Here is a 24,719-nt window from a genome sequence, read left to right as displayed (position 1 = left end):
GCTCCTATCGGCCTTTGATGCGGGGATCGATGAGCCGGTGCAGAAAGTCGCTTAACAGATTGGTCGCGATCACTAGGATCGACATGATCAGGAAGAGGCCGAGAAGGACTGGGTAGTCTCGCGCGGTGACCGCGTCATAGGTGAGCCGGCCGAGACCGGGCCAGGAGAACACGGTTTCGACGACCACAGCGCCGCCGATCAGCGCGCCCGCCTGCATGCCGGCGAAGGTCACCACCGGCACAGCGGCGTTGCGCAGCATATGCCGCGACAGGATCTGCGGCTCGCTCAGACCCTTCGCGCGGGCGGTGCGCACATGGTCTTCGTGCGAAACCTCGATCAGCGAGGACCGCATCAGGCGTGTATAGACGGCCATGTAGATCGCAGCGAGCGTGATCACGGGAAGGATCAGGTGACGCGCGACGTCGAGTGCGTATTCGATCGGACCGAAGCTCGCTGCACGGATGCCAGCATAGCCGAAGGCCGGCAGCCACTCGAGCTGGATCGAGAAGATCAGCACCAGCATCAGGCCGAGCCAGAATACCGGTGTCGCGTAAAGCAGCAGCGACAAGAGCGAGATGACGAGATCCGACCACTTGCCCTGGCGCTGGCCGGCCAGCGCTCCGAATAGAACGCCGCCGATCAGTGAGAGGAAGAATGCGGAAAGCGTCAAAAGGAGCGTCGGCCCGAGCCGCTCGAGAATGAGCTGGCTCACCGCGGTCTGCTGCCGGTACGAATAGCCAAGGTCGAACTGCAGGATCTTGCCGATATAGGTGCCGAGCTGCACGATGAACGGCTGGTCGAGCCCGTATTGCGCCCGGACCTGCTCGATGAACTTCGCATCCGTCGCACCTGACTGCCCCGCGATCACCAGCGCAGGGTCGCCGGGCGTCGAATGAATGAGGAGGAAGTTGATCGTGGCGATCACCAGGATCGTGAAGACAATCCCGGCAAGCTTCGCAAAGAGACGTGAGACGACAGGCATCAGGCGATCTCAAGTCCGAGCAACTGGTCGAGGACGTGAAGGAACAGGCCGGCACCAACCGGGATCAGCTCGTCCGGAAAGTCGTAGTCGGGATTGTGGACCATCGGGCGGTCCACGCCGGCCCCGATGAAGAGCATGGCTGACCTCGAGCACGATCCGAACAGGCCGAAATCTTCCGCGCCCCTGATGGGCACATAGCCTTCAACGCGCGACAGCTCCATGCGCGTCGCGGCGGTGTCGAAGACGTCCGCCGCCTCGGGGTCATTGACGCAGGCGCGGAAGAAGTTGTGCGTCGAATGGGTGACGGTAAGCTGCTCCTCGGCGGCGACCTTGGCCACCATTTCCAGCACCTCCTCGACAAGTGCCGCCATCCCGTCGCTCTCGGGCCTGCGCAGGGTCATGCGGATCTCGGCAGAACCCGGCGTGATGCCGAATACCGGCCTGCCCATCTGGACGTTCGTCAGTGTCACGCGCCGGAACCCTTGTCCCACCACCTCGCCCGTGTCGAAAGTCTTCAACGCGGTGATGATGCGGGAAACCGCGGTCGCGGGCGAAATGCCGGATTCAGGCATGGAGGCATGCGCGGTCTTGCCGGTGAGTTCAACGCACAGCCCCATCGATGCACAGGTGATCTGGCCGGGCGCCACCGCGACATGGGCGAGCGGCAGGCCTGGCATATTGTGGATCGCGTAGGAATGGTCCGGCGTGATCGGCGCGAACTTTGGATCGGCAAGCACGGCCTCGGCGCCATGGGCGGTCTCTTCGGCCGGCTGGAACAACAGGACCGCCCTGCCCCGGGCCGGCCTTTGATCGCCCAGACGGCGGGCGACGGCAGCCATCATCGTCATGTGCCCGTCATGACCGCACATATGCGCCTTGCCGTCGATGCGCGAGCGGTAAGGAAGGGCAGATAGTTCGTGGATCTGGAGCGCGTCGAGCTCGCATCGCAACAGCACCGTCGGGCCCGCATCCGCGCCCTCAAAAACCAGCGCGACGCCGTGCCCGCCCAATTCGGTGATGACCTCGTCCGGACCCGTATCTGCGAGGAAGGAAACCACCTCGCGCGCCGTCTCGACCTCTTCGCCCGAAATCTCAGGAAACTGGTGCAGCTTGTGCCGCCACGCCTCCAGCGCGGCGATCTCGGCGTCATCGAAATGCCAGGTCATGTCGGCTGAAAGCCTCCTCTGCCGCGGCCGCCGGCCACGTTCTTTAAAAAATACAGCCGCCGGCGCCCGGTCGGGCGCCGGCGGAGCCCGTAGCGATCAGGCCGCGAAGTGTGTCGTGCCGAAATTGGCGTTAACGCCGGTCGATGTGGTGACGACATCGCTCAGCCGGTTGTCGAAGATCGTCGGGTATTTCTGCTCGCACAGCCACAGGATCGGCATCTCCTCGACGAGGAGCTGCTGCACCTGCGTATAAAGCGCCTGGCGCTTTTCCTCGTCCAGCTCGACGGCAGCAGCCTCGAACAGCTCGTCCACCTTCGGATTAGAATAGCCAGCCGTGTTGGAGAACATCACGCCCTTGCGGATGTTGGAGGATATATAGGTGCGCGATACGCCGAGGGCTGGATCGCCATTCTGGTAGAGCTGATTGCCGCTGATGTCGAAATCACCGTTGCTGACGGCGGAGACCCAACCGGCAAGATCATTGCTCTGCAACTCGACATTGATCCCCGCCGCACCGAAGGACTGGCGCACATACTCCGCAATCCGCGTCCAGACCTCGCCTGCCGGCACCATCGTGAACTTGAGCGTCGCACGCACGCCGGCGGCGTCGGGCTTCAGGCCCATCTCGTCGAGGAGCGCCACAGCCTTTTCGACCGAAGGCTCGTAAATTTTCACGTCCGGCGTGTAGTATCGCATCGACGAAGCAATCGGCCCTGTCGCCGCATTGGCAAGGCCAAACAGGATGCGATCGCGCACGAACTCACGGTCAAGAAGGTGCATCAGCGCCTGGCGAAACCGCTTGTCGTCCATTGGCGGACGGCGGCAGTTCAACTCGATCCACACCATCGGTGAGAAATACTCGTAGCCGTCGGTCGTCATGTCGAGGTGATCGAGCGACGCCAGCCGCTCCACGTCGAATGGTTCGATGTCCTGCCACTGCGCAAGCTGCGTCTCACCCTGCTCGAGCGAGACGGCGCGCGAGGCGGCGTCCGGGATCACGCGATAGTAGATTTCCTTCAGCTTCGGCTGATCCGGCCGATAGTAGTCATCGACCGCGGTCAGGTGGATGTGGGACCCGCGCACCCATTCGGCAAGGCGGAACGGACCGGTGCCAACCGGCTGCTGCTCGGCGCCGTCCTTGCGATAGTCTTTCCCTTCCAGCAGGTGGCGCGGCAGCATAGGCGCCGATGCCGTCTCGAAGGCCATGATGAAGGCCGGGAATGCCTCCTTCAACTTGAAGACCACCGTATGGTCGTCCGGCGCCTCAATGCTCTCGCAGCGCTCGAACACGGCGCGGGCACGGGGATGGGTTTCGGGCAGCAGCGACTTGCAGGAGAAGAGGACGTCGGCCGACGAGAACGGCTGGCCGTCGTGCCACTTCGCGTTCGTCACGAGTTTGAAGGTGTAGGTCAGGCCGTCCTCCGAAACCTCCCAGGAATCGGCGAGCAGAGGCTGCGGGCTGAGGTCCTTGGCGTAGGAAAGCAGCCCTTCGTAAATCTTGCCGCCGACCACGCCGGTCGGCGTCTGTTGGTTAAGTCCAAGGTTCAGGATCGGCGGCTCGGGTTGGATGATCGCCGTCAGCGTGTCGCCCGTCCTCTGGCCGAACGCAGGCCCCGCAAAAGCTGTGGAGCCGATCGTGGCTGCCAACATCAGGTTGAATTCTCGCCGGTTCATTGATCTCTCCCTTGCCGATGGGCGCATCCGGTCGATGTCCCCTTCGCACGACCGTACGGACTGCGAGGGATGAGGTTCAATGTGTCGAGGGCACAGTCGATGGGAGTGGGAGTGTCGGTTGGCGACAGATGAGAGGAACGCACACTTCGTGTACGATCTGGACGGCAACATCATCGCCGAATATGACGCGGGCGGTACGCTTCTACGCGAATATGTCTGGCTCGAAGAACGGCCGCTTGCCGTCGTCGATCACAGCGGCACGTCACCGGCGATCTATCACGTTCATGCCGATCATGGGAATCGATAGCGCCCCAGCTCGGCGTCGCCTTCGAATACGATATAGCGATGAAATCGCATCTGCTTTTGCTGCCCGCCTGGATGAACTCAACAAAAAAGTGGCCTGCCCCTATCGGGTGGTCCGGTTTCAGTCTTAGTGCATGATCGGCTTTCCGGCTATCGCTTGGGCAGATGATGGAGTCGATCCGCGTGGCATCGCAGGTATAACGATTGCCTGCGGTGCTGGCGGTTTGTATCCGAGTGATGAGTGCGGCCGCTCCGTATTGTAGTAGCGCCGCCACGCCTCGATGATGACCTTCGCCTCGGCGAGGCTGTAGAAGATCTCGCCATTGAGCAGTTCGTCACGCAGCTTCGAGTTGAAGCTCTCGCAGTAGCCATTTTCCCAAGGGCTGCCTGGCTCGATGAAGGCAGTCCTGGCCCCGACCGCAACGATCCACTCCCGCACGGCCTTGGCTATGAACTCCGGTCCGTTGTCCGATCGAACATGGCCCGGCACACCGCGCAGGATGAACAGGTCCGACAGAACGTCGATGACGTCGGTCGAATTGAGCTTGCGATCGATGCGGATCGCCAAGCATTCCCGGGTGAACTCATCGATGATGTTGAGCATGCGGAACTTCCTGCCATTGTGCGTCCGGTCCTCGACGAAGTCATAGGACCAGACATGGTTGGGATGCTCGGGTCGAAGCCGGATACACGATCCGTCATTCAGCCAGAGACGGCCTTTCTTCGGTTGCTTCTGGGGAACCTTCAGCCCCTCCCGCCGCCAGATGCGCTCGACACGCTTGGCATTCACCGTCCAACCCTCGGACCGCAGCATCGCGGTGATCCTGCGATAGCCGTAGCGGCCGTAGCGTGAGGCCAGGCGAATAATGTCAGCCGTCAACGCCTCTTCATCCGACCTGCCTTCCGGCTTCTTGCGCTGGGTCGAACGGTGCTGGCCGAGAGCCTTGCAGGCAAAGCGCTCCGAGACACAGAACTTCGCCATGACATGATCGACGCAACGGCGACGGCGGGCGGGGCTCAGAAGTTTCCCGCAGCAGCCTCTTTCAGGATCAGCTTCTCGAGCGTCAGGTCCGACACCGCCTTGCGCAGCCGGTCGTTCTCTTTCTCAAGCTCTTTCAGGCGCTTCACCTGGTCGCCCTTCAGGCCACCAAACTCCTTGCGCCACCGATAATACGAGAACTGCGTCACACCTATTGAGCGAACCGCTTCACCAACCGATCGACCTTGCGACAACAAGACATCGACCTGGCGCAGTTTCGCGACAATCTCTTCGGGCTTGTGCTTCTTCTGGGGCATTCCAACGTCCTCTCTAAAGGCTCAATAGCCTACTTCAGGGAGGACCACTTTTCAGGGGCAGACCACATGCGCTTCCAATCAGCGGCGCGGAGGCTTCCAATCAGCCGATCCGACACCTCGTCGGTCTTTTCCTCTATGGCCCCATCTGGTACAAAACCTCACACTATGGACGTTGAAGTGCGAGAGTATGTATCTATGCCGCAGGCCCGGCCCCAGCGCGAGATAGCCCGCGACCTCCTCGCGGCGCGTGGGATTCTGCGCCTCGCGGAACTCAGGGCCGCCGGCGTGACCGCCGTAACCGTCAGCCGCATGGAGAGGGATGGCGAGGTCATCCGCCTGGCGCGCGGGCTCTATCAGCTTACCGACGCAGAGCTCGACGCAAACCACAGCCTTGCCGAGGCGGCCAAGCGTTTCCCCAAGGGTGTGATCTGCCTCGTCTCGGCGCTCGCCTTTCATGGACTCACCGATCAGCTTCCCCAGAAGGTGTGGATGGCGATCGGCCGGAACGACTGGACGCCGAAGCCGAGCGACATGCCGATCCGTGTGCTGCGTTTCTCGGACGATCTGCTTGCCGACAGCGTCGAGACCCATGTGATCGAAGGCGTATCGGTAAAGGTGTTCGGCGTGGCAAAGACCGTCGCGGACTGCTTCCGCCATCGCGGCAAGATCGGTCTTCCCGTCGCGCTCGAAGGCCTGCAGGAGGCTCTGCGCCAACGCAAAGCCACCCCGGCAGAGATCGTGAGGGCAGCGGATACAGGCGGGGTCGGCACGGTCATCCGCCCCTATCTGGAGGCGCTGACCGCCAATGGCTAAGGAGATCACGAATATCGGCGCCTCGGTGCGCGCCCGGCTCCTCAACCTCTCCAAGGCGAACGGACAGAGCTTCGATCTGGTGCTCACGCGCTTCGCGCTGGAGCGCCTTCTGTTCCGGCTCAGCCAGTCACCCCATGTCGATCGCTTCGTGCTGAAAGGCGCGATGTTGATGATGAGCTGGTTCGACGATCCGCACCGCGGGACGCGCGATCTCGATCTGCTGGGATTCGGCGACCGGAGCGAAGCCGCGATGCTGGCGACATTCCGGGACATTCTCGCTCAGGACGCCGAAGACGGTGTCGTGTTCGATCCGGACACGCTGCGTGTCGATCGCATCCGCGATAAGCTCGACTATGGTGGTCTCCGGCTGCGTGCGATCGCTTCGGTCGGCGGCGCGCGGATCAATCTGACAATCGACATCGGTTTCGGGGATGCACTGGAGCCGGGGGCGGAAGTCGTCGACTATCCGGTTATGCTCGACCTCCCGAAACCAAGACTGCGCGCCTATGCGCGCGAGACGGTCATTGCCGAGAAGTTCCAGGCGATGGTGGCGCTGGGCCGGGCGAACAGCCGGATGAAGGGCTTCTATGACATCTGGATTCTCAGCCGGTCATTCGCCTTCGATGATGACCGGCTCGCCCGCGCCATCGCGGCCACGTTTGCGCGACGTGGGACAGTGATACCGGCCGAGCCGCCCGATGCGCTCACGCCAGCATTTGCAGCTGACGAACAAAAGCAGCAGCAGTGGCGCGCCTTTGTCGAGGATGTTGCAGCTGCTCCGGGGCCTCTTGCGCTGGTTCTTGAGGAGCTCGCCGGCTTCCTGATGCCACCGGCCAGTCGAGCAAAGGAACTGAAGCCATAGCGACAAAGTGGAAGATTTTGACTGAGAAAAACAATCGGTAAGGTAGGATTAAGGGACTAGGCCGACGAATGGCCATTGCGTTTTCGCCTTAGTTTCTCGAGGTGCATGAAAGCGCACGACGAGCCACAACCGTTGAGTGCTTAAGAGGATGTCGGGCGCGCGACCGATAGCCGAATCAAGCCCGAGAGCGACGGGACCCGCCGGCCCACAGTTTGAAACCGGTCGGCACACACTATGCTGGCCTGCCCCTATGAGGTGGTCCGGTTTCAGTTTTAATGCATGATCGGCTTTCCGGCCATTGCCTGTGCAGATGGTGGTGCCGTTCTACGGTTCGGCGCTGGCCAGATGATAGCCTCCGGCGCCGGCGGTTTATAGCCGAGCGATGAGTGCGGCCGCTCGGTGTTGTAGTAGCGTCTCCATGCCTCGATGATGACCTTTGCCTCGGCGACGCTATAGAAGACCTCACCGTTGAGCAGTTCGTCGCGGAGCTTCGAGTTGAAGCTCTCGCAGTAGCCGTTCTCCCATGGGCTGCCGGGTTCGATGAAGGCAGTCTTTGCACCGACAGCCACGATCCACTCCTGCACGGCCCTGGCGATGAACTCCGGGCCGTTGTCAGAGCGAACATGGCCCGGCACGCCGCGCAGGATGAACAGGTCCGACAGGACGTCGATGACGTCGGACGAGTTGAGCTTGCGATCGATGCGTATCGCCAGGCACTCCCGGGTGAACTCGTCGATGATGTTGAGCATGCGGAACTTCCTGCCATTGTGGGTCCGGCCCTCGACGAAATCATAGGACCAGACATGGTTGGGGTGCTCGGGTCGAAGCCGGACGCACGATCCGTCATTCAGCCAGAGCCGACCTTTCTTCGGTTGCTTCTGGGGAACCTTCAGCCCCTCCCGCCGCCAGATGCGCTCGACGCGCTTGGCGTTCACCGTCCAGCCCTCGGACCGCAGCATCGCCGTGACCCGGCGATAGCCGTATCGGCCATAGCGGGATGCGAGCCGGATGATGTCGGCGGTCAACGCCTCTTCATCCGGCCTGCCTCTGGGCTTCTTGCGCTGGGTCGAACGGTGCTGGCCGAGAACCTTGCAGGCAAAGCGCTCCGAGACACAGAACTTCGCCATGACATGATCGACGCAACGGCGACGGCGGGCGGGGCTCAGAAGTTTCCCGCAGCAGCCTCTTTCAGGATCAGCTTCTCGAGCGTCAGGTCCGACACCGCCTTGCGCAGACGGTCGTTCTCTTTCTCAAGCTCCTTGAGACGCTTCACCTGATCGCCTTTAAGGCCGCCGAACTCCTTGCGCCACCGGTAATACGTGAACTGTGTCACGCCGATCGAACGAACCGCTTCGCCAACCGATCTTCCTTGCGACAACAGAACATCGACCTGGCGCAGCTTCGCGACGATCTCTTCGGGCTTGTGCTTCTTCTGGGGCATTCCAACGTCCTCTCTACGGCTCAATAGCCTACTTCAAAGAGGACCACTTTTCAGGGGCAGACCAAACGGCGACAGCTATCGCCTCGCGCAAAGCCGGGCACGAAAAACCGCCAACCCTCACCAATAAGATCGCCGCTGCTGCGAGCGGAAAACTCTGGTCGGGCTACGCCCTCCCGACGTTCCCCGCTCGCAGCAGCGCCAGGGGCCTGGTTTTGCGCCGCCCAATGGCCGGTTTTTGCTCCGCCGTTGACATCCCTTGCCCGGGAGGAGCGGACGACGATGGTTCTCGAACGCCTAGAAGGCGTTCATTTTGAAGCAGGGAGCGGACCGAATCCAGGTCGCGGAGGTTTGCCGTCGGGCTGGGATCAGCCAGGCGACCTACCTCAACTGGAAAAAGAAACGGGGCGGGCTGCGGCCGATCAGGATGAACCGGCTCAAGCAGGTCGAGGACGACAGCACGCTCAGGACCCTGGTCGCCGACCTCTCCCTCGACAAGGAGATGCTGCGGGACGTGATCCGCCAAAAACGGAATGAGAGCAGAATACGGCCAGGGCTCAAATCGACGATGGACGAACGTTCAGGGGCATGTCACGGACCCTAGAGGAGATGGCAACCCGCCACTATTTACATTTTCTCGCCGCCTAACTTGCTCGCGTGGATCACCCAATCGGTGAATTGATCCTCGTCGAAGGGCTTATCTTTGTAAATGTTGAGGTACCGAACTTTTCCATGTTTCGAGGACTCTGGCGGCATGGGTTCAAGCTTCGTTCCTTCGAGGAACGTCACTTTCACATACCTTGTGAAACAGTGGAAACTCAGGAACCAAACATCCTTTTCAGTTCCATAGAAAGGCGAGTTCCATTTCACTCCTTTTTGCACGTCGGGTACGGCCTTCTCGATGAGCCTATCAAGCTTGCGTCCAATATCCCGCTTCCAATCGGGCATGGCCTCGATGTATGCCTCCACAGGCTCATTGCCGTAGCCTTTTGGTATCTGTGGATTGCCGCCAGAGAGCAGCTTCGGTTTCGCATTCTTGCTCATGTTCTCAACCTAACGTATTCTCTGCCCCTCGTCCGCACACCGAGGAACTTGCCGCCAGTTGCGCGCGCGGGTGCAGCTCACGCACCTTCCCACCAATCGTCAATTGGCACTCGGGTTCCTGAGGCGACGATTGGATCGCAGCAAAGCGGGTTATGAGTAGGTTAAAGGCCATTGAGCGCTGATCGCAAGAAGTGCGTGGTAGTACCCACGCCGTCTTGGCAACAGACGCTACTGCATGCCTACAGTTGCATCCCTCCCCGCCGATACGTGGCGATGGACGCCCCACCCCTTGGCGCATGCACTGCGCTCCCACGAAACTCAAGGCTATTCATATCTGCTCGTTTTCTCTTCCAACCTGTTCGCTGCTAAGCCTCCCTTCACCTCGGCACTACTCAATGTCATAAGCGTCTGGCTGTTCCTCTGAAATGCAGCCGCTTTGTGCTATCGGCCCTTCTCGTGCTCTCGGCAACCCTTCCCTGGATCGGCATGGTGCAACGCAGCTTCCGATCCTTTCGCCTGTTTAATCCTCGCCCTCCAGCGCATCGCTGACGACTGACCAAACCGAGAGTTCGACCAACTCACCTCGTTCAACCATCACGATAGCTGAACGGTCGCGGTGGTACGATTACAATGCGTTGGAGGTTAAGGGTGCTTGCAAAACCTCTTTGAACCGCTCCGGGTTTGCCGGAGGCTCCAACTCCTGAGAAGGTGGAGCCATCATGAGCAAGACGACGAACAAGTTTTCCCCGGAAGTGCGCCAGCGAGCCGTGCGGCTGGTGCTGGATCACGAACATGAACATCCCTCCCGGTGGGCTGCGGTCATGTCGATCGCGTCCAAGATCGGCTGCACGGGCCAGACGCTGAACGAGTGGGTGAAGAAGTCCGAGGTAGACGCCGGCAAGCGCGCCGGTGTGCCGACGGACATGGCGGCAAAGCTGAAGGCGCTAGAGAGGGAGAACCGGGAGCTTCGGCAGGCCAACGAGATCCTGCGCAAGGCTTCCGCTTATTTTGCCCAGGCGGAGCTCGACCGCCCGTTCAAACGATGATCGGGTTCATAGACGATCACCGCGGGGTCCATGGGGTCGAGCCGATCTGCAAGGTTCTGCCGATCGCCCCGTCGACCTACCACGACCACGTCGCCAAGCGCGTCGATCCGGAGAAGCTGTCGGCGCGGGCGAAGCGGGACGGTGTCCTGAGGCCTGAGATCGAGCGCGTCTTCGCCGAGAACTTCGAGGTCTATGGCGCGCGCAAGGTCTGGCGGCAGATGCTGCGTGAAGGCTTCGCCGTCGCGCGCTGCACGGTCGAGCGGCTGATGGCCGACCTCGGCCTTCAGGGCGTCATCCGCGGCAAGCCGATCCGCACCACGGTGCAGGACAAGGCCGCCCCGTGCCCGCTCGACCATGTGAACCGGGTCTTCCATGCCCCCGCGCCGAACAGGCTGTGGCTGTCGGACTTCACCTACGTCAGCACCTGGTCCGGCTTCGTTTACGTGGCCTTCGTCATCGATGCCTATGCCCGCCGCATCGTCGGCTGGCGGGTGAGCAGGACCGCCCATGCGGGCTTTGTCCTCGATGCTCTCGAACAGGCCCTGCACGAACGGCGGCCCATCCACCGCGGCGGCCTGGTGCACCATTCCGACAGGGGGTCTCAATATGTCAGCATCCGCTACACCGAGCGACTGGCCGAAGCCGGCATCGAACCCTCCGTCGGCAGTGTGGGCGATTCCTACGACAATGCTCTCGCCGAGACGATCAACGGCCTCTACAAGGCCGAGGTCATTCATCGGCGCGGGCCATGGCGTAGCTTCGAGGCCGTAGAGTTCGCCACGCTGACCTGGGTCGACTGGTTCAACAATCGCCGGCTGCTGGAGCCCATCGGCAACATCCCGCCGGCGGAAGCCGAGGAACGCTACTACGCCATGCTGGAAGAACCAGCCATGGCCGCGTGACTCAAAAGAAACGGCCTCCGGCAAACCCGGGGCGGTTCACTTTAGCGCCTCGGCGACGCAGACGCGGAGATCGAGCCGATGTCATGAAACATGCAGCGCTCAAAATTCACTCACTGCGCGCTCAAAGCGAATGATGAGAGCCTTCGTTTCGTTGTTTGCGGAAGCACAAAGAATGCGAGCGGAGCGTTCGGTAGGTTCAGGTTATCAACAAACGGGTCAACAAGGGCAAGTGTCATGACCATCCGCAAGAGCCTTCTCGCAACCGCAGCCGTCGTCGGCCTGATGATGGCGGGCGCCGCCGGTGTTCTCCCGGCCTTCGCAGACGGGGATCATCAGCATATCGCCGAACTCGGCACCGCGGAGGCGCCGCTCGACATTATCCGTCAGGCGACCGACCTTCCCGGCACTATCGGAGAGCGGGGCCCGCAGACGGTCAAGGTTGGCCTCGAAACTGTCGAGGTCATGGGTAAACTCGCCGACGGCACGGCCTACCACTACTGGACATTCAACCGGAAGGTCCCGGGTCCACTGGTTAGGGTTCGCGTCGGCGATAGCGTTGAGGTCATGCTCAAGAACCATCAAGACAGCGGGGCGATGCATAATGTCGACTTCCATGCGGTCACCGGTCTGCATGGCGGTGGCCATGCGACGCTCGCGGCCCCCGGCGAAGAGAAGGGCTTCACGTTCAAGGCGCTGAATCCTGGCCTTTACGTCTATCACTGCGCCGTCGGGCCGGCCGCTCAGCACATTGCGAACGGCATGTACGGCCTGATCCTAGTCGAACCCGAAGGCGGCCTGCCTCCTGTCGATCATGAGTTCTATGTTATGCAGGGAGAGCTCTACACCGAGGAAGCCTATGGCGAGCAGGGTCAGCTGACGGAGAGCTACCAGAAGCTGATCGACGAGCAGCCGGAATACTACGTCTTCAACGGGGCCGACCAGGCGCTGACCGGAGACAACGCCCTGAAGGCGAAGGTCGGCGAGACGGTGCGCATCTACTTCGGGGTCGGCGGCCCGAACAAGACTTCGAGCTTCCACGTCATCGGCGAGATCTTCGACAAGGTCTACAACCTCGGCTCCTTGACCGGCGAACCGTTGCCGGACGTGCAGACGATCAGCGTTCCCCGGGCGGCGCCGCGGCGGTGGACTTCAAGGTCGAGGTGCCTGGCGAATACCTTCTGGTTGACCACGCGCTGTCGAGGGCGATGAGAGGTCTCGTGGGCAAGCTGGAAGTGGAAGGGCCTGAGCAACCTGACATCTACCGCGAAGGCATAGACGAGAAGGTCGGCATGGTTTTCGAATAGCAATCGCAGATTTCATTGGGTCGTCGGGTAGCCGACGGCCCAAATCTGTTTCTCAGGGACAAGAAACCATGCCCTCCAATCTTAGTGACCCGACGGCGGCACACTCGATGATCGCGGAAGTGAGAATAGCGCTCCTCGGAGCGGGCCTCGATTGCGAATGCGAAGAGAAGGCGAAGCAGGCTCTCGACCGCCTTTCGGCCTTCGGTGCCTATGCGCATGCGGATGAACGGCTGGAGAAGTCCCGACGCCAAAGAGAGGCCATTCGGAGGCTGCTCCCATTCCTTACTGAACTTGACGAACTGACATCTCAAGAGCCGGATCTTTCAGCGTTGGAGGAAGCCGCAGTCCTGTTCGATGAAGTCGCGGCGGCGGCCCACTCCGGCGCGACCGCCCTGAGGGACGCCCACGAGCGGTTGCAGGCGGCGCAGCAGGAGAGGCCGCTGTGACCGCAAGGGCAGTTCGCCAGGACAGGTCAACCCCGCGCGCCGCGATGGCTCGTGGCGACAAGACACGCGATGGCCGGGGACGCGTGCGATCGATGCCCGCCATCCTGCATTACGGATTCCGCCCGTTCTTCTTCCTGGGCGCCCTCCATGCGACGATCGCATTGCCGATCTGGCTCTGGATGTCCGTGTCGGGAGTCGTTATGGGCGGTCCGTTCCAGGCAATGGCGTGGCATGCCCACGAGATGATTTTCGGTTATCTCGGCGCGGTGATCGCCGGCTTTGTTCTGACTGCAGTGCCGAACTGGACCGGCAGACTTCCGCTCAGCGGCCTGCCACTGTTGGGCCTCGTATCACTCTGGCTGCTTGGCCGCATCGCCTGTGCGTTCGTCCCCTCGCCGGAAGTCGCAATGACGCTGGATCTGGCATTTCCGATCGTACTTGCCGCCTCGGTATGGCGGGAGGTCGGGGCCGGTCGCAACTGGCGTAATGCTCCCGTAGCGGGAATGCTGACTCTGTTCGCCGTCGGCAATCTCGCGCATCACCTTGAGGGCATGGCCATATTGCCTGAGGGATATGCGATCCGCATTGCTCTCGGGACGGTCGCGATGCTGATCGCACTGATCGGCGGTCGCATCGTGCCGAGCTTCACACGCAACTGGCTGGTCAAGCAGGGCGGAACGAGCCTTCCGGCGCATTTTGGCATCCTTGACAAGGCGGCACTCGCCAGCACTGTTCTGGCCGTGATGGGCTGGATGTTTGCCGCAGGTGCGTCACTCTCGGGTTGGTTGTTGGTGACTTCGGGCACTCTGCTCGCAGTCCGCGTCGCTCGTTGGCAGGGCTGGCAAACCTGGCGCGAACCTATCGTGCTTGTGCTTCATCTCGGCTACGCGTGGCTGGCTGTCTCGATGCTGCTGCTCGGCCTCTCGACGGTGACGGACTTCGTTCCGGCGAGCGCTGCCCTGCATGCCCTCACCGCGGGTGCGATCGGTACCATGACGCTCACAGTGATGACCCGCGCGAGCCTTGGTCATACAGGCCGGGAGATCAAGGCGGACTTGTGGACCCGTGCGATCTATGTCGCTGTCACAGTCGGAGCCTTGCTGCGTGTCGCAGCGCCTTTTGCGGCCGACACCTACCTCACGCTGCTGATGGCCGGCGGGATCCTCTGGGCATTCGCTTTCGCGCTGTTTGCTGTCCGGTACGCTCCTATCCTTTGGAGACATCGGAAATGAGGAACGTCGTGAATGTTCTGCGCTCCAGAATACCGATTGGTCCCAAGAAGATGAAGGGTGTCTCACCGATACAGCACTCCTTCCATGAAGACGTCGCGGCGATCCTGCTGGGCACGTCCTTCGTCGCCTTGGGAACCAAGATGTTCGCCGACGCACATCTGGTCACCGGAGGGGTCGCCGGAGTAGCGCTCCTTCTCCAGCATTCATGGGCGATTCCGTTCTGGGCCGCCTTTTTCGCCGTTAACCTTCCGTTCTACCTCCTGGCTTGGAAGAGGTTGGGGCCGGCTGTGGCTCTGAGGACGCTCCTGGCCGTCAGCCTGGTAAGTGTCCTGGCAGGCGCGATCCATTCGTGGATCGAATTCTCTCACCTCGACACCGGCTTCGCAGCGATCGCAGGCGGCGGGCTCTGCGGCGTTGGACTGCTCATTCTATTTCGGCATCGGACTGGACTTGGCGGCTTCAACCTCCTGTCGATGTACCTCCAGGACACGGTCGGCATCCGTGCTGGATACGTGCAGATGACCCTCGACTTAGCGGTGCTTGCAGGCGCTTTCCTCCAGCTGGGTTCGGGAGAATTCCTACTTTCGGTGATTGGAGCGGTAGTCCTCAATCAAATTTTAGCAATGAACCATCGGTCTGATCGATACGTGGTCGCGCGCTGAATGCGGCGATGGCTGATCGTACCGCACGAGGCAATAGCGACGTTGACCGGTAATCGGGAAGGAGGCGACAATGTTGGCCGCGCACGAGCCGCAGGATACACCTGCTGTGGGGGCAGATCTCGCAGGAACCGAGCACAAGAACATTCGTTAGCGATATGTGCCGCCGCGGCCTCCTGGATGTGGCGGCATCTATTAACGTTGAGGAGGAATTACACGTGAACCGATTTACAGTACTTGCGGTGGCTGCCAGCATTTGGGGTCTTAGCGGGGGTTTCACCTTCGCAGCCGAGCACGAAGTACGCATGCTCAATAAGGGACCTGAAGGCCAACCGATGCAATTCGATCCCGCGTTCATCAAGATTGAGCCGGGCGACAGCGTAAAGTTCATAGCCACAGACAAAGGTCACAATTCTGAATCAATCCTCGAAATGATTCCAGAAACCGCAGAGGTCTGGAAGGGCAAGATTAACGAAGAGATTGTTGTGACTTTCGATGTGGAAGGGATTTACGGCTATAAGTGTATGCCGCACTTCGGACTTGGCATGGTCGGCATCATCCAGGTCGGCGATAGCACGGAGAATTTGGACTCGGCCGAGACGGCAAAGCTGCCAGGACGGGCCAAGACGCGCATGGCGGAATTAATCGCGCAGGTCAGCAGTGATGGTGCCGAAGGCGACGGTGCCGGAGCGGCAGATTAAGTTTCGAAGCGGTTGCGCCTTCTGCGCGCAACCGCCACCGCCGTTAAAAAATGGAGCAGTTGCATGTCACCAAAACAGACTACGTCAGGATCCGACCAGTCAGCCGAAGAAGACAAGTCCATCAGCCGCAGACGCCTGCTTGTAGGGTCGGTGGGCGCGGTCGGGGGTTGGTTGCGGCTGAAGCGGCTTTAGCTCAAACTGCTGGCGCGCATTCCGCGCATAAGGGTGGCGCGCCGGCCGATGGGACGCAGATGGCGCAGCACAGGACGTATCCAGGAAGTCTCAGCAACCGGATCTATTCAATCAATCCGGTTCATCCTGATATGGCCGACATTGCTGAAAAACCCACCAATATACCTCCTCCCCTCACCCGACGTGAGCCGGCGACGGTCCGAGTCGATCTCGAAACGAAGGAAATTGAGGCCCATCTGGACGATAAGGCCATGTTCCGTTTCTGGACGTTTAACGGCACTGTGCCTGGTCCTTTTGTACGCGTGCGGGTGGGCGATCAGGTGGAGGTTCACCTAAAGAACCCCGAAGACAGCTGGATGATGCACAATGTGGATTTCCATGCCTGTACAGGCCCCGGCGGTGGCGCGGGCGCAACCACGGCCGCCCCGGGCGAGGAGCGCTCTTTCACTTTCAAAGCACTAAATCCCGGGCTTTATGTCTACCACTGTGCGGTCCCCCGGTCGCTCTTCATATAGCCAACGGCATGTATGGCCTCATTCTCGTCGAGCCTGAGGATGGCTTGCCGCCCGTTGATCGCGAGTTCTACGTCATGCAGGGCGAAATCTATACCGAAGAGCCTTTCGGTAGCAGCGGGCTGCTGACGGAGAGCTATGACAAGCTGCTCAACGAGCGACCTGAATATTTCGTATTCAATGGGCATGTCGGGGCGCTGACTGATCACTATCCGCTGAAAGCGCAGGTAGGCGAGACAGTGCGAATATTCTTCGGCGTGGGAGGGCCAAACTATACGTCGGGCTTCCACGTCATAGGGGAGATTTTTGACAAGGCCTATCAGCTTGGCTCAGTCACAAGTCCTCCCATCACAGACGTCCAGAGCATCTCGGTCCCACCCGGCTCCGCCAACATCGTCGAATTCAAATGCGAGGTGCCCGGCCGGTATGTTCTGGTGGATCACGCGCTGTCCCGCGCCGAACGCGGGCTCGCCGGTTATTTGATCGTCGAGGGTCCGGATAATCCGGATGTTTTTAACGCTCCTCCGAATCCTCACGATAGCGGCCACTAGTATATCGCCAGGAGCGCTTGACTGACCGCTCCGGTTAACGTCGACGCAGGGCGCAAGATGATATCCGCGCCCTGCGCATGTTTTCTAACTGCTGGATTACGCGTCGTGCACAGTCAGATTACCCCCAGGGCACGCATCGCCTCGGCAACTCGCACAAAACCAGCGATGTTTGCGCCCTGGACATAGTCGCCGGCCACGCCGTAGTCCCGTGCCGTTTCTGCACAGGTGTCATGAATGTTTTTCATGATTTCTGCCAGCCGGTGCTCGGTTTGCTCAAAGGTCCAGCTGTCGCGGGAGGCATTCTGTTGCATTTCCAGCGCCGATGTCGCCACGCCGCCAGCGTTTGCGGCTTTTCCCGGGGCAAATAGCACGCCAGCTTCCTGAAAGATGCGAACCGCCTCTGGTGTACAGGGCATGTTGGCGCCCTCTCCTACGGCGACCACACCATTCTTCACCAACGTCCGTGCGTCCTTTCCAGTCAATTCGTTCTGGGTCGCTGATGGCATGGCGATATCGCAGGGAACGTCCCAGATGCACCCAGTGTCAATATAATTCACCCCCGTTCCTTTCAACCGCGCGTACTCGGAAATGCGATCACGCCGGACTTCCTTGATTTCCTTCACCAACTCAAGGTCAATGCCGTTTTCATCGACCACATAACCATTAGAGTCGGAACAAGTGATAACCCTCCCGCCGAAATCGAGGATCTTCTCCATCGTATAGATGGCCACGTTTCCTGATCCTGAGACCGACACCCGCCGCCCCTCAAAAGAAGTACTATTTGCAGCTAGCATCCGTTCTACGAAATATACCGCGCCGAATCCGGTGGCTTCTTTGCGGGCCCGCGAACCGCCATACGGTAATCCCTTGCCCGTTAGAACACCTGCTTCGTAGCGGTTTGTCAGACGCTTGTACTGTCCAAACAGGTAGCCAATTTCGCGACCGCCAACGCCGATGTCGCCCGCGGGAACATCCGTATGCTCGCCGAGATGGCGGAAGAGTTCCGTCATGAAGGATTGGCAAAAACGCATGATCTCCCGGTCTGAGCGTCCACGTGGATTGAAGTCGGCGCCTCCTTTGCCTCCACCGATCGGTAAGCCGGTGAGCGCATTTTTGAAGGTCTGCTCAAACCCAAGGAATTTGATTATCCCAATGTTGACCGAGGGATGAAACCGGATCCCACCTTTGTACGGTCCAAGCGCGGAGTTGAACTGCACTCGGAAACCGCGGTTGATCTGCACTTGACCGGCATCATCGATCCAGGGGATTCGAAAGATGATCTGACGCTCCGGCTCGCAAATCCGCTCGATCAGAGCATCCGACGCATAGGCCGGGTGTTTCGCGACAACCCGGCCGAGGCTTTCAAGAACCTCGCGCACGGCTTGGTGGAACTCCGGCTCGCCTGCATTCCGGCGCAGAACCTCACCCAGAATGGCTTCGAGTTTCTCATCGATTTGCGTCATTGGCATAACTCACTTGTACGCGCCTCCTCCGGCAGTAGACGGCTGAACCGTAGATTTTGAGGGGTGGATTCGATTCCCACTGACGCCGACCGCGCCGTTATCCTAGCTGATCCGTGAAACACATATTTGTGCTCGCGCAACTTGATTGTCGCCGCACCGGCCCCTCGACTATCATTAAGACAGTGTGCCGCGCTGGAAAGAGGCGGTCTGAACCATGAGCGGCAGCGAAATCCGGATGGCGGGTCTCTTAGCCTGTCAATGCACCTTCGTTGGCGGGACGCGCCAATCGGGCGAATTTCGCCAGAACGCCGCGCGTATAGCGCGGCGGCGGTTGGGTCCATGCGGAGCGCCGGTGCGTCAGCTCAATGTCGTCGACATGCAACTGCAAGAGCAGCTTGTGGGCATCAATCGATATGATGTCGCCCTCTTCGACAAGTGCTATCGTGCCCCCAAGTGGGCTTCCGGCGCGACGTGGCCGACGACCATACCCCATGTGCCGCCTGAGAAACGTCCGTCGGTAACGAGACCGACCGACTCGCCCAGGCCACGCCCCACCAGCGCGGAAGTAGGCGCCAGCATCTCCGGCATTCCTGGGCCCCCTGTGGACCGAGATAACGCAGCACCATCACGTCGCCGGGTGCTATGCGATCGGCAAGGATTGCCTCAAGTGCAGATTGCTCGTCGTCGAACACACGTGCCGGACCCATCATGACAGGATTCTTCAGCCCGGTGATCTTTGCCACTGCGCCGTCCTGCGCAAGGTTGCCTCTGAGGATCGCAAGGTGGCCCTCGCGGTAGAGCGCCCTGTCGATCGGCATAATGACGTCTTGATCGGCTCGGGGCGAGTCCGGCACTAGATGAAGTTCCTCCGCAAGCGTTCGCCCCGTGATGGTCAGGCAATCTCCATTCACCAATCCCGCGTTGAGCAGGACCTTCAGCACCTGCGGAACACCACCGGCTCGGTGAAGGTCGACGGCCATGTACCTGCCAGATGGCTTCAAATCGCAAAGAACTGACACCTTGCGGCGTACACGCTCGAAGTCGTCCAATGTCCAGTCGATGCCGGCGGCATGCGCGATGGCAAGATAGTGCAGCACCGCGTTGGTAGAGCCACCCAATGCCATGATTACCGCAACTGCGTTTTCGATCGACGCGCGCGTGACTATATCGAGCGGCCGGATCTTCTTCTTCACCGCCTCCACCAAGACGCGTCCCGACTCGGCCGCGCTCTCGATTTTTTCGTGATCCGGATTTGCCATCGTCGAGGAGAACATCAGCGACATACCAAGTGCCTCGAAAGACGAGCTCATCGTATTGGCTGTGTACATTCCGCCGCATGAGCCAGTGGTCGGACAGGCATTGTGTTCGATGCCGTCGAAATCCTCTTTGCTTAGCTTACCTGCCATGAATGCGCCGACCGCCTCAAAGGCCGAGACAATTGAAAGCTCCTGGCCCTTCCAGTGTCCGGGTTTGATCGTGCCGCCATAGACATAGATTGCCGGCACATTGGCTCGCAGGATTCCGATCAACCCACCGGGCATGTTCTTGTCGCAGCCGCCCAGCACGAGGATGCCATCCATCCATTGACCCTGAACTGTAAGCTCTACGCAATCAGCGATCACCTCGCGCGACACCAGTGAATACTTCATGCCTTCCGTGCCCATCGACATCCCGTCAGAGATCGTCGGGGTGCCAAAAACCTGCGGATTAGCACCAGCAGTCTTGATCGCGCCTACCGCCGCGTCCGCAAGCGGCTGAAGCCCGGCGTTGCATGGTGTAATGGTCGAGTGGCCGTTGGCTATGCCGATCATCGGCTTGTCGAAATCATCCTGTTTGTAACCCAACGCATAATACATCGCGCGGTTTGGCGAGCGGGCTACTCCTTGAGTAATGTAGCTGGAGCGTTCGTTGATTTTCATGAGCTCTTCAGATCCTTTTTGATCAACGGATGAGTTCTTCTCACGGCATATCTGCACTGCGGCGACGATACTTGGGGTTTGGCTCCACCTCATCCACCGTACATGAGTGCCGAGGTGTTGGCACTATTCCCAGCCGGAACGCAGGCGGACCCAACTTATGCAGACGGACATCAGAGGATTTCAAACTCTCGCCTCCGGCACGAATAGGTTGCCACGTGCTGGAAGGATGAAAGCAGCCGGCTGTGCTCGCACGCCACGTACAACACCCGCGATCTCCAATGCCCCTAAAGGGCCCGTCGAACAGAGCAAGGCACCACCGGCTGTCGTCACGGACTCTGCCTAGCTTCTCTGATGGTCAGTGGTTGGTCGGCCATACATCACAGCTAACGCAGAGCGCACGCCGCGAGTTCAACAGCCGGCATGTGCCGGTTCGTTCATGGGCGATCCTTGGGCCGAACGCTGCTGATCGTGTCGGCATCGCCGGCCAGCGCAGCGACCAGCGCCACCACTCAGTGGAGCCCTTTCACGGTCGATGCAAACGCAAGAACTCCCACTGCCCTTTGCTTTGAGCCGATAGAGTGCGCGGCACGTCCGCCGCGGGGAGCGGGCGGTCAAACAGATAGCCCTGTCCTATGCTGCAGCCACGTGCCCGCAGGTATCGGGCCTGCTCGACCGTCTCGATGCCTTCAGCGACTGTCTGCATGCCCAGCCGCTTTGCCATCTGAAGCACGGCATCAATCACGGCGGTTGCCTTTGGGTCGCTTGCGTCAATCCGCTCGATGAACGACCTATCGATTTTGATCACATCGACGGGAAATTCTTGAAGATGTGTCAGAGAGGCATAGCCCGTCCCGAAATCATCCAGCGCGACCATGACGCCCAGTGTCCGCAACTCTCGCAACATGCGTGAAACCTCGGGGCCGAGTTGGCCGATCAGTACAGTCTCTGTCACCTCGATATCGATGGCAGAGAGGCTTTGCCCCGCTACGTTTGGATGTGATTGGAGCCTGTCAGCCAACGCGTTCTGCCGGAAATCGGCCGCCGACACATTCACTGCGATGCGGCCTGGATTTATGCCTGCCGCCTGCCAGTCTGCGAGGTCGGAAAAAACGCGTGCAAACATGCGATCTGTCAACTGAACGGCGATCTCACTATCGAGAAATGCCGCCGCAATCTCAGACGGCGGCAGTATCTCATTGTTCAAGCTGCGAATTCGCAGCAGCGCCTCCCACCCCATCACGCGGCCTGTGCGCAGGTCGATCTTAGGTTGATAGAAGGGGATGATACGATCCTCCTCCAGCGCCTGCCTTGCCAACTTCAGCATGTTCGAACGTCGTTCTGCAGCACCCTTTAACGACGGCGTGAATTCAAGGACGGTTCCTGGCATCTGCTCCTTGGCCGCATAGAGCGCCAGATCTGCAGCGATCAGGAGCTCGGCGGGATCATCTCCATCGCGCGGCCATATGGCGACCCCAGCAGAGAAATTAACGGGAACCCGCAAGTCCCCAAATAGAATTGGCTCGGCCAAAGCAGCCGAAACACTGTCCATCGGTCCGGCATACGCATTTGGAGCGGCAAGCTCCGGCAATATGATCGCAAATTCGTCCCCCCTAGTCGCGCCACGGTCGCTTTCTCGGGCAGGCTGCCAAGCAGGCGCTCAGCAGTATTCTCCAACACCCGGTCGCCAGCGGCATGCCCCAAGGTGTCATTGAGTTCCTTGAAGTTGTTCAGGTCGAGCACGATCAGGGCGACGCAGTGGCCATCCTGTTTTGCGGCATCAATGGCAACCCGCTTTCGCTCCTGATAGAGTGTGCGATTGGGCAGTTTCGTCAGTGGGTCGTGATGCGCCGCCCAGTTCAGCTCGGCCTCGGCGGTCTTCTGTTGGGTGATGTCAAGCATGGAGCCGACAAGCCGAACGGGCTGGCCGTCGTCGTTGCGAACGATGACACACCGTGTTCTGATTTCAATCCAGTGGCCGGAGGCGACACGGAACCTGTACTCTTCATGCCAGTAAGCCGCCCCTCCTTCCAGTGCTGCTGACTGGCTCGTCAGCACTCTGGGGCGATCCTCGGGATGGATGCGATCGAGCCACCAATCACGGTCGGTCCGGTCTTTGAGTTCCGGGTACCCCAATACCTTCTTATAGGCACCTGCCCATGTGGCGCGCTGTTCCTCGAAGGACCAATCCCAGATAACGTCGCTCGTTGCGCGAGAAGCAAGACGATAGCGTTCTTCACTGGCGCGAAGCGCGTCTTCGCCCTGGACTTGCTCGTGGACATCCTCAAGGCTTCCATACCAAGCGACCACTTTGCCTGCAGCATCCCGGCGCGGTTTGGCGCGTGCACGGAACCATCGATAGGAGCCATCAGCCATTCGTAGGCGATAGCGGACATCGGCACGTTCGGGGTCTTCTGCGTCGATGGCCGCACCCCAGAGCTGTTCCACGGAGGGTAGGTCATCGGGGTGAACAACGTCAGCCCATCCTGCACCGCAACCTGCTTCACGCGGTAGCCCGACCAGTTCTTCCCAAAGAGGCGCTATCTCCGTTACGTTCCCTTTCGGGTCGGCGACCCATGCAATCTGGGGGTTCAGCTCAACGTAGGCCCTATGGTGATCTTGTGTCTCGCGGAGCGTTTCCAAAGTTTGGATCAGACGGCGCTGTTCTTCCGCCGTCGCCCTCGATAGTCGCTCCGAATGCCACGTGTAGGTTATCGCCGCTCCAAGCATGAACAGGAAGACGGCAACCACCATGGTGGCAAGCTCGTCAACTGACGCGATCCAACCATCCAGCTCGACAGGCGCGGCAACCGTCACGATTGTCACACCCGACATTGCAATGAAATGAAGTGACACGACCGCCGCGAACAATGCCGCTGCCGCAGGCCACGCGAAAATCTGATCTTTCCACCTGACGAGGAGGTGGCCAGCTCCCGCAGTCAAAACCAGACCAACAGCGATCGCCAATGCGCTCGTCAGGTGATCATGCACAACAATCCCACCAAGACGTAGCGCATGCATGTCCACAAAGTGAGCTACCGCAACGCCAACACCAGCTATGGCACCGGCCAGCAATCCCCGTTCCCGGCCATGCAAAATCAGACCGCCCGCGAGAGTGAATGCACCTGTGAGCAAGAGAGAAAGAAGAGCAACGATTAGATCGAAATGTATGTCGAGATCGCGTCGATAGCCCAGCATTGCCGTGAAATGAGTGGACCACACACCAAGCCCAGCGATTATGGCGGCGAGGATTAGCCAGCCTCGCTGCTTAGAGACGTCCGCCTTCATGCTATATTGTGCTATGGCGGACCCAGTCAGGGCTGAAAGCGCACAGATGCCGATGGCCAACCCCACGAAGCGCAGGTCGTGATCATGAACAATTGTTTCATAGACAGTTTGCATCTGCCACTCGTCACGTGCTCTCAGCCCTACATAACATGCCCGGGTTTACAAACTCCAAGAAGAAAGCAGCCGTGGGGACGCGGGCGAAGCGCAGACTTCACGCGGACTATTCGCCGACCGGCGCCGCCTGGAGCAGCGCATCGACGAGGTGACGAAGAAGATCGCCGCAACTGCGGACCGAGAAGATATCGCCTACCGGCGGAGATTCATGGCCGCTTCCAGTGTGGCGTCGGGAGGGACATGATCAATTCCTGAGTTATAATCCGACCACTCTCATCTACGATCATTATCAATTCGCGATCGTGATGGCGGAAGGACAAGCGGTGCCTGCCCTCATCCTCGCCGCTCCCACGCTCGACGCGCCCTCGGATGGCCCCGCGCCGCATCTGCCTGAGAAAATACTCCACGGCGAACTTCATTGCGCGTGCGGCTACGGCGGCATCAATTTCGGGTATCCCGTCCACTAGGCGAACCACAGACATTTCAACATCTCCGAAATAGGTTTCGTCCCAGCCAATAGCCCCATGAACTCCGCTGTTCATTGAGCAGGCGCAAGGATGCCAGAATTTGCTGTTCCATCGCGACTACATGGTCTGGATTTTCCCCCTTCGCCTTTTGTGGGCGCAACGCCAGCTTGTTTGCTCCAACTCAAGCAGCGCACGGCCGAACCGGTCTGGCCTCAAACGTAGCAAATAGAAGCCCCAGGGCGCTTTCGCGGATTTTCAGCCGTCAAGGAGCACGCCTCCGCTCGGTGATCTTCGCGACAGCTTCGCGCTTGAACTCGTCACTGGAATAGCCGGTCCCCTTCATGGCCT

The 24,719-nt window shown here is 60.1% G+C and carries 22 protein-coding genes, 2 pseudogenes and 1 other annotated feature; of the genes and pseudogenes, 12 read left to right on the top strand and 12 right to left on the bottom strand.

The features are described 5' to 3' along the window. Positions 1 to 4 precede the first annotated feature (4 nt). The 3 genes from HK436_RS23385 to HK436_RS23375 form a co-directional block, all read right to left on the bottom strand. A complete protein-coding gene (locus tag HK436_RS23385; protein WP_173193959.1) occupies positions 5 to 982 on the bottom strand; it encodes an ABC transporter permease in 978 nt (325 codons plus the stop codon). Then, complete coding sequence (locus HK436_RS23380) at positions 982 to 2,148, bottom strand: amidohydrolase (RefSeq protein WP_173193957.1); 1,167 nt, start codon at positions 2,146 to 2,148, stop codon at positions 982 to 984. The genes HK436_RS23385 and HK436_RS23380 overlap by 1 nt, the downstream gene beginning before the upstream one ends. A 96-nt stretch (positions 2,149 to 2,244) precedes the next feature. Further along, positions 2,245 to 3,822, bottom strand: coding sequence for an ABC transporter substrate-binding protein (locus tag HK436_RS23375; protein WP_173193955.1), 1,578 nt, complete (start codon positions 3,820 to 3,822; stop codon positions 2,245 to 2,247). Positions 3,823 to 3,970: 148 nt separating this feature from the next. Here HK436_RS23375 and HK436_RS23370 point away from each other — a divergent pair, with 148 nt between their 5' ends. Further along, a complete protein-coding gene (locus tag HK436_RS23370; protein WP_173193953.1) occupies positions 3,971 to 4,129 on the top strand; it encodes a hypothetical protein in 159 nt (52 codons plus the stop codon). A 123-nt stretch (positions 4,130 to 4,252) separates the two neighbouring features. On the opposite strand, the gene HK436_RS23365 is transcribed toward HK436_RS23370, so the two are convergent. After that, positions 4,253 to 5,421 (bottom strand): IS3 family transposase gene (locus HK436_RS23365; RefSeq protein WP_173193951.1). Its coding sequence is split into 2 segments (ribosomal slippage): positions 4,253 to 5,157 and positions 5,157 to 5,421, totalling 1,170 coding nucleotides; the frame shifts between segments, so codons are not numbered across the junction. Between the two features lie 195 nt (positions 5,422 to 5,616). On the opposite strand from HK436_RS23365, the gene HK436_RS23360 reads away from it, so the two are divergent. Beyond that, entirely contained in the window at positions 5,617 to 6,234 is a 618-nt protein-coding gene (locus HK436_RS23360; protein WP_173193949.1) for a type IV toxin-antitoxin system AbiEi family antitoxin domain-containing protein, read from the top strand. Continuing rightward, a complete protein-coding gene (locus HK436_RS23355; RefSeq protein WP_173193947.1) occupies positions 6,227 to 7,096 on the top strand; it encodes a nucleotidyl transferase AbiEii/AbiGii toxin family protein in 870 nt (289 codons plus the stop codon). Before HK436_RS23360 ends, HK436_RS23355 begins: the two co-directional genes overlap by 8 nt. Positions 7,097 to 7,368: 272 nt before the next feature. Here HK436_RS23355 and HK436_RS23350 read toward each other — a convergent pair. Continuing rightward, positions 7,369 to 8,537 (bottom strand): IS3 family transposase gene (locus HK436_RS23350; protein ID WP_173193945.1). Its coding sequence is split into 2 segments (ribosomal slippage): positions 7,369 to 8,273 and positions 8,273 to 8,537, totalling 1,170 coding nucleotides; the frame shifts between segments, so codons are not numbered across the junction. 307 nt (positions 8,538 to 8,844) lie between these two features. Here HK436_RS23350 and HK436_RS23345 point away from each other — a divergent pair. Beyond that, positions 8,845 to 9,096: pseudogene (locus HK436_RS23345) on the top strand (transposase); the annotation flags it as partial. 65 nt (positions 9,097 to 9,161) lie between these two features. Here the strand turns inward: HK436_RS23345 and HK436_RS23340 are convergent. Beyond that, a complete protein-coding gene (locus HK436_RS23340; RefSeq protein WP_173193941.1) occupies positions 9,162 to 9,578 on the bottom strand; it encodes a DUF1801 domain-containing protein in 417 nt (138 codons plus the stop codon). 719 nt (positions 9,579 to 10,297) lie between these two features. Between HK436_RS23340 and HK436_RS23335 the strand changes: the two genes are divergently transcribed. From HK436_RS23335 to HK436_RS31690, 8 genes are all read left to right on the top strand, one after another. Continuing rightward, a protein-coding gene (locus HK436_RS23335) for an IS3 family transposase (RefSeq protein ID WP_173187516.1) occupies positions 10,298 to 11,526 on the top strand; the annotation gives its coding sequence in 2 pieces (ribosomal slippage) (positions 10,298 to 10,586 and positions 10,586 to 11,526; 1,230 coding nt in all). Beyond that, positions 10,579 to 10,695 (top strand) — a sequence feature (AL1L pseudoknot). It overlaps the preceding gene by 117 nt. A 234-nt stretch (positions 11,527 to 11,760) precedes the next feature. Further along, entirely contained in the window at positions 11,761 to 12,735 is a 975-nt protein-coding gene (locus HK436_RS23330) for a multicopper oxidase domain-containing protein (protein WP_244649361.1), read from the top strand. Positions 12,736 to 12,898: 163 nt separating this feature from the next. Next, entirely contained in the window at positions 12,899 to 13,276 is a 378-nt protein-coding gene (locus tag HK436_RS23325; protein ID WP_173193939.1) for a hypothetical protein, read from the top strand. Continuing rightward, on the top strand, positions 13,273 to 14,508 hold the full coding sequence (locus HK436_RS23320) for an NnrS family protein (RefSeq protein ID WP_312860707.1): 1,236 nt from the start codon (positions 13,273 to 13,275) through the stop codon (positions 14,506 to 14,508). Before HK436_RS23325 ends, HK436_RS23320 begins: the two co-directional genes overlap by 4 nt. Continuing rightward, the gene (locus HK436_RS23315; RefSeq protein WP_244649360.1) at positions 14,505 to 15,170 is read left to right on the top strand and encodes a YitT family protein; all 666 of its coding nucleotides are present in this window, start codon (positions 14,505 to 14,507) and stop codon (positions 15,168 to 15,170) included. Before HK436_RS23320 ends, HK436_RS23315 begins: the two co-directional genes overlap by 4 nt. A 215-nt stretch (positions 15,171 to 15,385) precedes the next feature. Next, positions 15,386 to 15,868, top strand: a complete 483-nt coding sequence (locus tag HK436_RS23310; protein WP_312860706.1) for a pseudoazurin — start codon at positions 15,386 to 15,388, stop codon at positions 15,866 to 15,868. A gap of 251 nt (positions 15,869 to 16,119) precedes the next feature. Then, on the top strand, positions 16,120 to 16,575 hold the full coding sequence (locus HK436_RS31695) for a multicopper oxidase domain-containing protein (RefSeq protein ID WP_244649359.1): 456 nt from the start codon (positions 16,120 to 16,122) through the stop codon (positions 16,573 to 16,575). Positions 16,576 to 16,583: 8 nt separating this feature from the next. After that, a complete protein-coding gene (locus tag HK436_RS31690) occupies positions 16,584 to 17,123 on the top strand; it encodes a cupredoxin domain-containing protein (RefSeq protein ID WP_244649358.1) in 540 nt (179 codons plus the stop codon). A gap of 113 nt (positions 17,124 to 17,236) precedes the next feature. Here HK436_RS31690 and gdhA read toward each other — a convergent pair whose 3' ends face one another. The 6 genes and pseudogenes from gdhA to HK436_RS33730 all read right to left on the bottom strand — a co-directional run bounded on the left by gdhA (position 17,237) and on the right by HK436_RS33730 (position 24,386). After that, a complete protein-coding gene (gene gdhA, locus HK436_RS23300; protein ID WP_173193935.1) occupies positions 17,237 to 18,586 on the bottom strand; it encodes an NADP-specific glutamate dehydrogenase in 1,350 nt (449 codons plus the stop codon). Positions 18,587 to 18,833: 247 nt separating this feature from the next. After that, positions 18,834 to 19,079 (bottom strand): hypothetical protein, encoded by a 246-nt coding sequence (locus HK436_RS34035; RefSeq protein WP_446685692.1) that lies wholly within the window; start codon positions 19,077 to 19,079, stop codon positions 18,834 to 18,836. Beyond that, entirely contained in the window at positions 18,991 to 20,505 is a 1,515-nt protein-coding gene (locus HK436_RS23295; protein ID WP_446685691.1) for a dihydroxy-acid dehydratase domain-containing protein, read from the bottom strand. The genes HK436_RS34035 and HK436_RS23295 overlap by 89 nt, the downstream gene beginning before the upstream one ends. A gap of 523 nt (positions 20,506 to 21,028) precedes the next feature. Next, positions 21,029 to 21,802, bottom strand: a pseudogene (locus tag HK436_RS23290) (EAL domain-containing protein); the annotation flags it as partial. A gap of 128 nt (positions 21,803 to 21,930) precedes the next feature. Continuing rightward, positions 21,931 to 23,904 (bottom strand): PAS domain-containing protein, encoded by a 1,974-nt coding sequence (locus tag HK436_RS23285; protein WP_173193931.1) that lies wholly within the window; start codon positions 23,902 to 23,904, stop codon positions 21,931 to 21,933. Positions 23,905 to 24,110: 206 nt separating this feature from the next. Further along, on the bottom strand, positions 24,111 to 24,386 hold the full coding sequence (locus HK436_RS33730; protein ID WP_368805278.1) for a DUF6522 family protein: 276 nt from the start codon (positions 24,384 to 24,386) through the stop codon (positions 24,111 to 24,113). Positions 24,387 to 24,719: the final 333 nt, after the last annotated feature.

Source organism: Neoaquamicrobium sediminum (assembly GCF_013240295.1).
GTDB classification, from domain to species: Bacteria; Pseudomonadota; Alphaproteobacteria; order Rhizobiales; family Rhizobiaceae; genus Aerobium; species Aerobium sediminum.
The sequence above is the reverse complement of the archived record's forward strand: the minus strand, read 5'-3'. Positions and strand labels throughout refer to the sequence as shown.

Coding starts and splice junctions, on each gene's coding strand:
- HK436_RS23380 (WP_173193957.1), bottom strand. CDS start 2,148: ATGACCTGGCATTTCGATGACGCCGAGATCGCCGCGCTGGAGGCGTGG.
- HK436_RS23295 (WP_446685691.1), bottom strand. CDS start 20,505: ATGAAAATCAACGAACGCTCCAGCTACATTACTCAAGGAGTAGCCCGC.
- HK436_RS23375 (WP_173193955.1), bottom strand. CDS start 3,822: ATGAACCGGCGAGAATTCAACCTGATGTTGGCAGCCACGATCGGCTCC.
- HK436_RS33730 (WP_368805278.1), bottom strand. CDS start 24,386: ATGTCTGTGGTTCGCCTAGTGGACGGGATACCCGAAATTGATGCCGCC.
- HK436_RS23325 (WP_173193939.1), top strand. CDS start 12,899: ATGCCCTCCAATCTTAGTGACCCGACGGCGGCACACTCGATGATCGCG.
- HK436_RS23330 (WP_244649361.1), top strand. CDS start 11,761: ATGACCATCCGCAAGAGCCTTCTCGCAACCGCAGCCGTCGTCGGCCTG.
- HK436_RS23340 (WP_173193941.1), bottom strand. CDS start 9,578: ATGAGCAAGAATGCGAAACCGAAGCTGCTCTCTGGCGGCAATCCACAG.
- HK436_RS23285 (WP_173193931.1), bottom strand. CDS start 23,904: ATGCAAACTGTCTATGAAACAATTGTTCATGATCACGACCTGCGCTTC.
- HK436_RS23360 (WP_173193949.1), top strand. CDS start 5,617: ATGCCGCAGGCCCGGCCCCAGCGCGAGATAGCCCGCGACCTCCTCGCG.
- HK436_RS23385 (WP_173193959.1), bottom strand. CDS start 982: ATGCCTGTCGTCTCACGTCTCTTTGCGAAGCTTGCCGGGATTGTCTTC.
- HK436_RS31690 (WP_244649358.1), top strand. CDS start 16,584: ATGTATGGCCTCATTCTCGTCGAGCCTGAGGATGGCTTGCCGCCCGTT.
- gdhA (WP_173193935.1), bottom strand. CDS start 18,586: ATGACGCAAATCGATGAGAAACTCGAAGCCATTCTGGGTGAGGTTCTG.
- HK436_RS23355 (WP_173193947.1), top strand. CDS start 6,227: ATGGCTAAGGAGATCACGAATATCGGCGCCTCGGTGCGCGCCCGGCTC.
- HK436_RS31695 (WP_244649359.1), top strand. CDS start 16,120: ATGGCGCAGCACAGGACGTATCCAGGAAGTCTCAGCAACCGGATCTAT.
- HK436_RS23315 (WP_244649360.1), top strand. CDS start 14,505: ATGAGGAACGTCGTGAATGTTCTGCGCTCCAGAATACCGATTGGTCCC.
- HK436_RS34035 (WP_446685692.1), bottom strand. CDS start 19,079: ATGGGGTATGGTCGTCGGCCACGTCGCGCCGGAAGCCCACTTGGGGGC.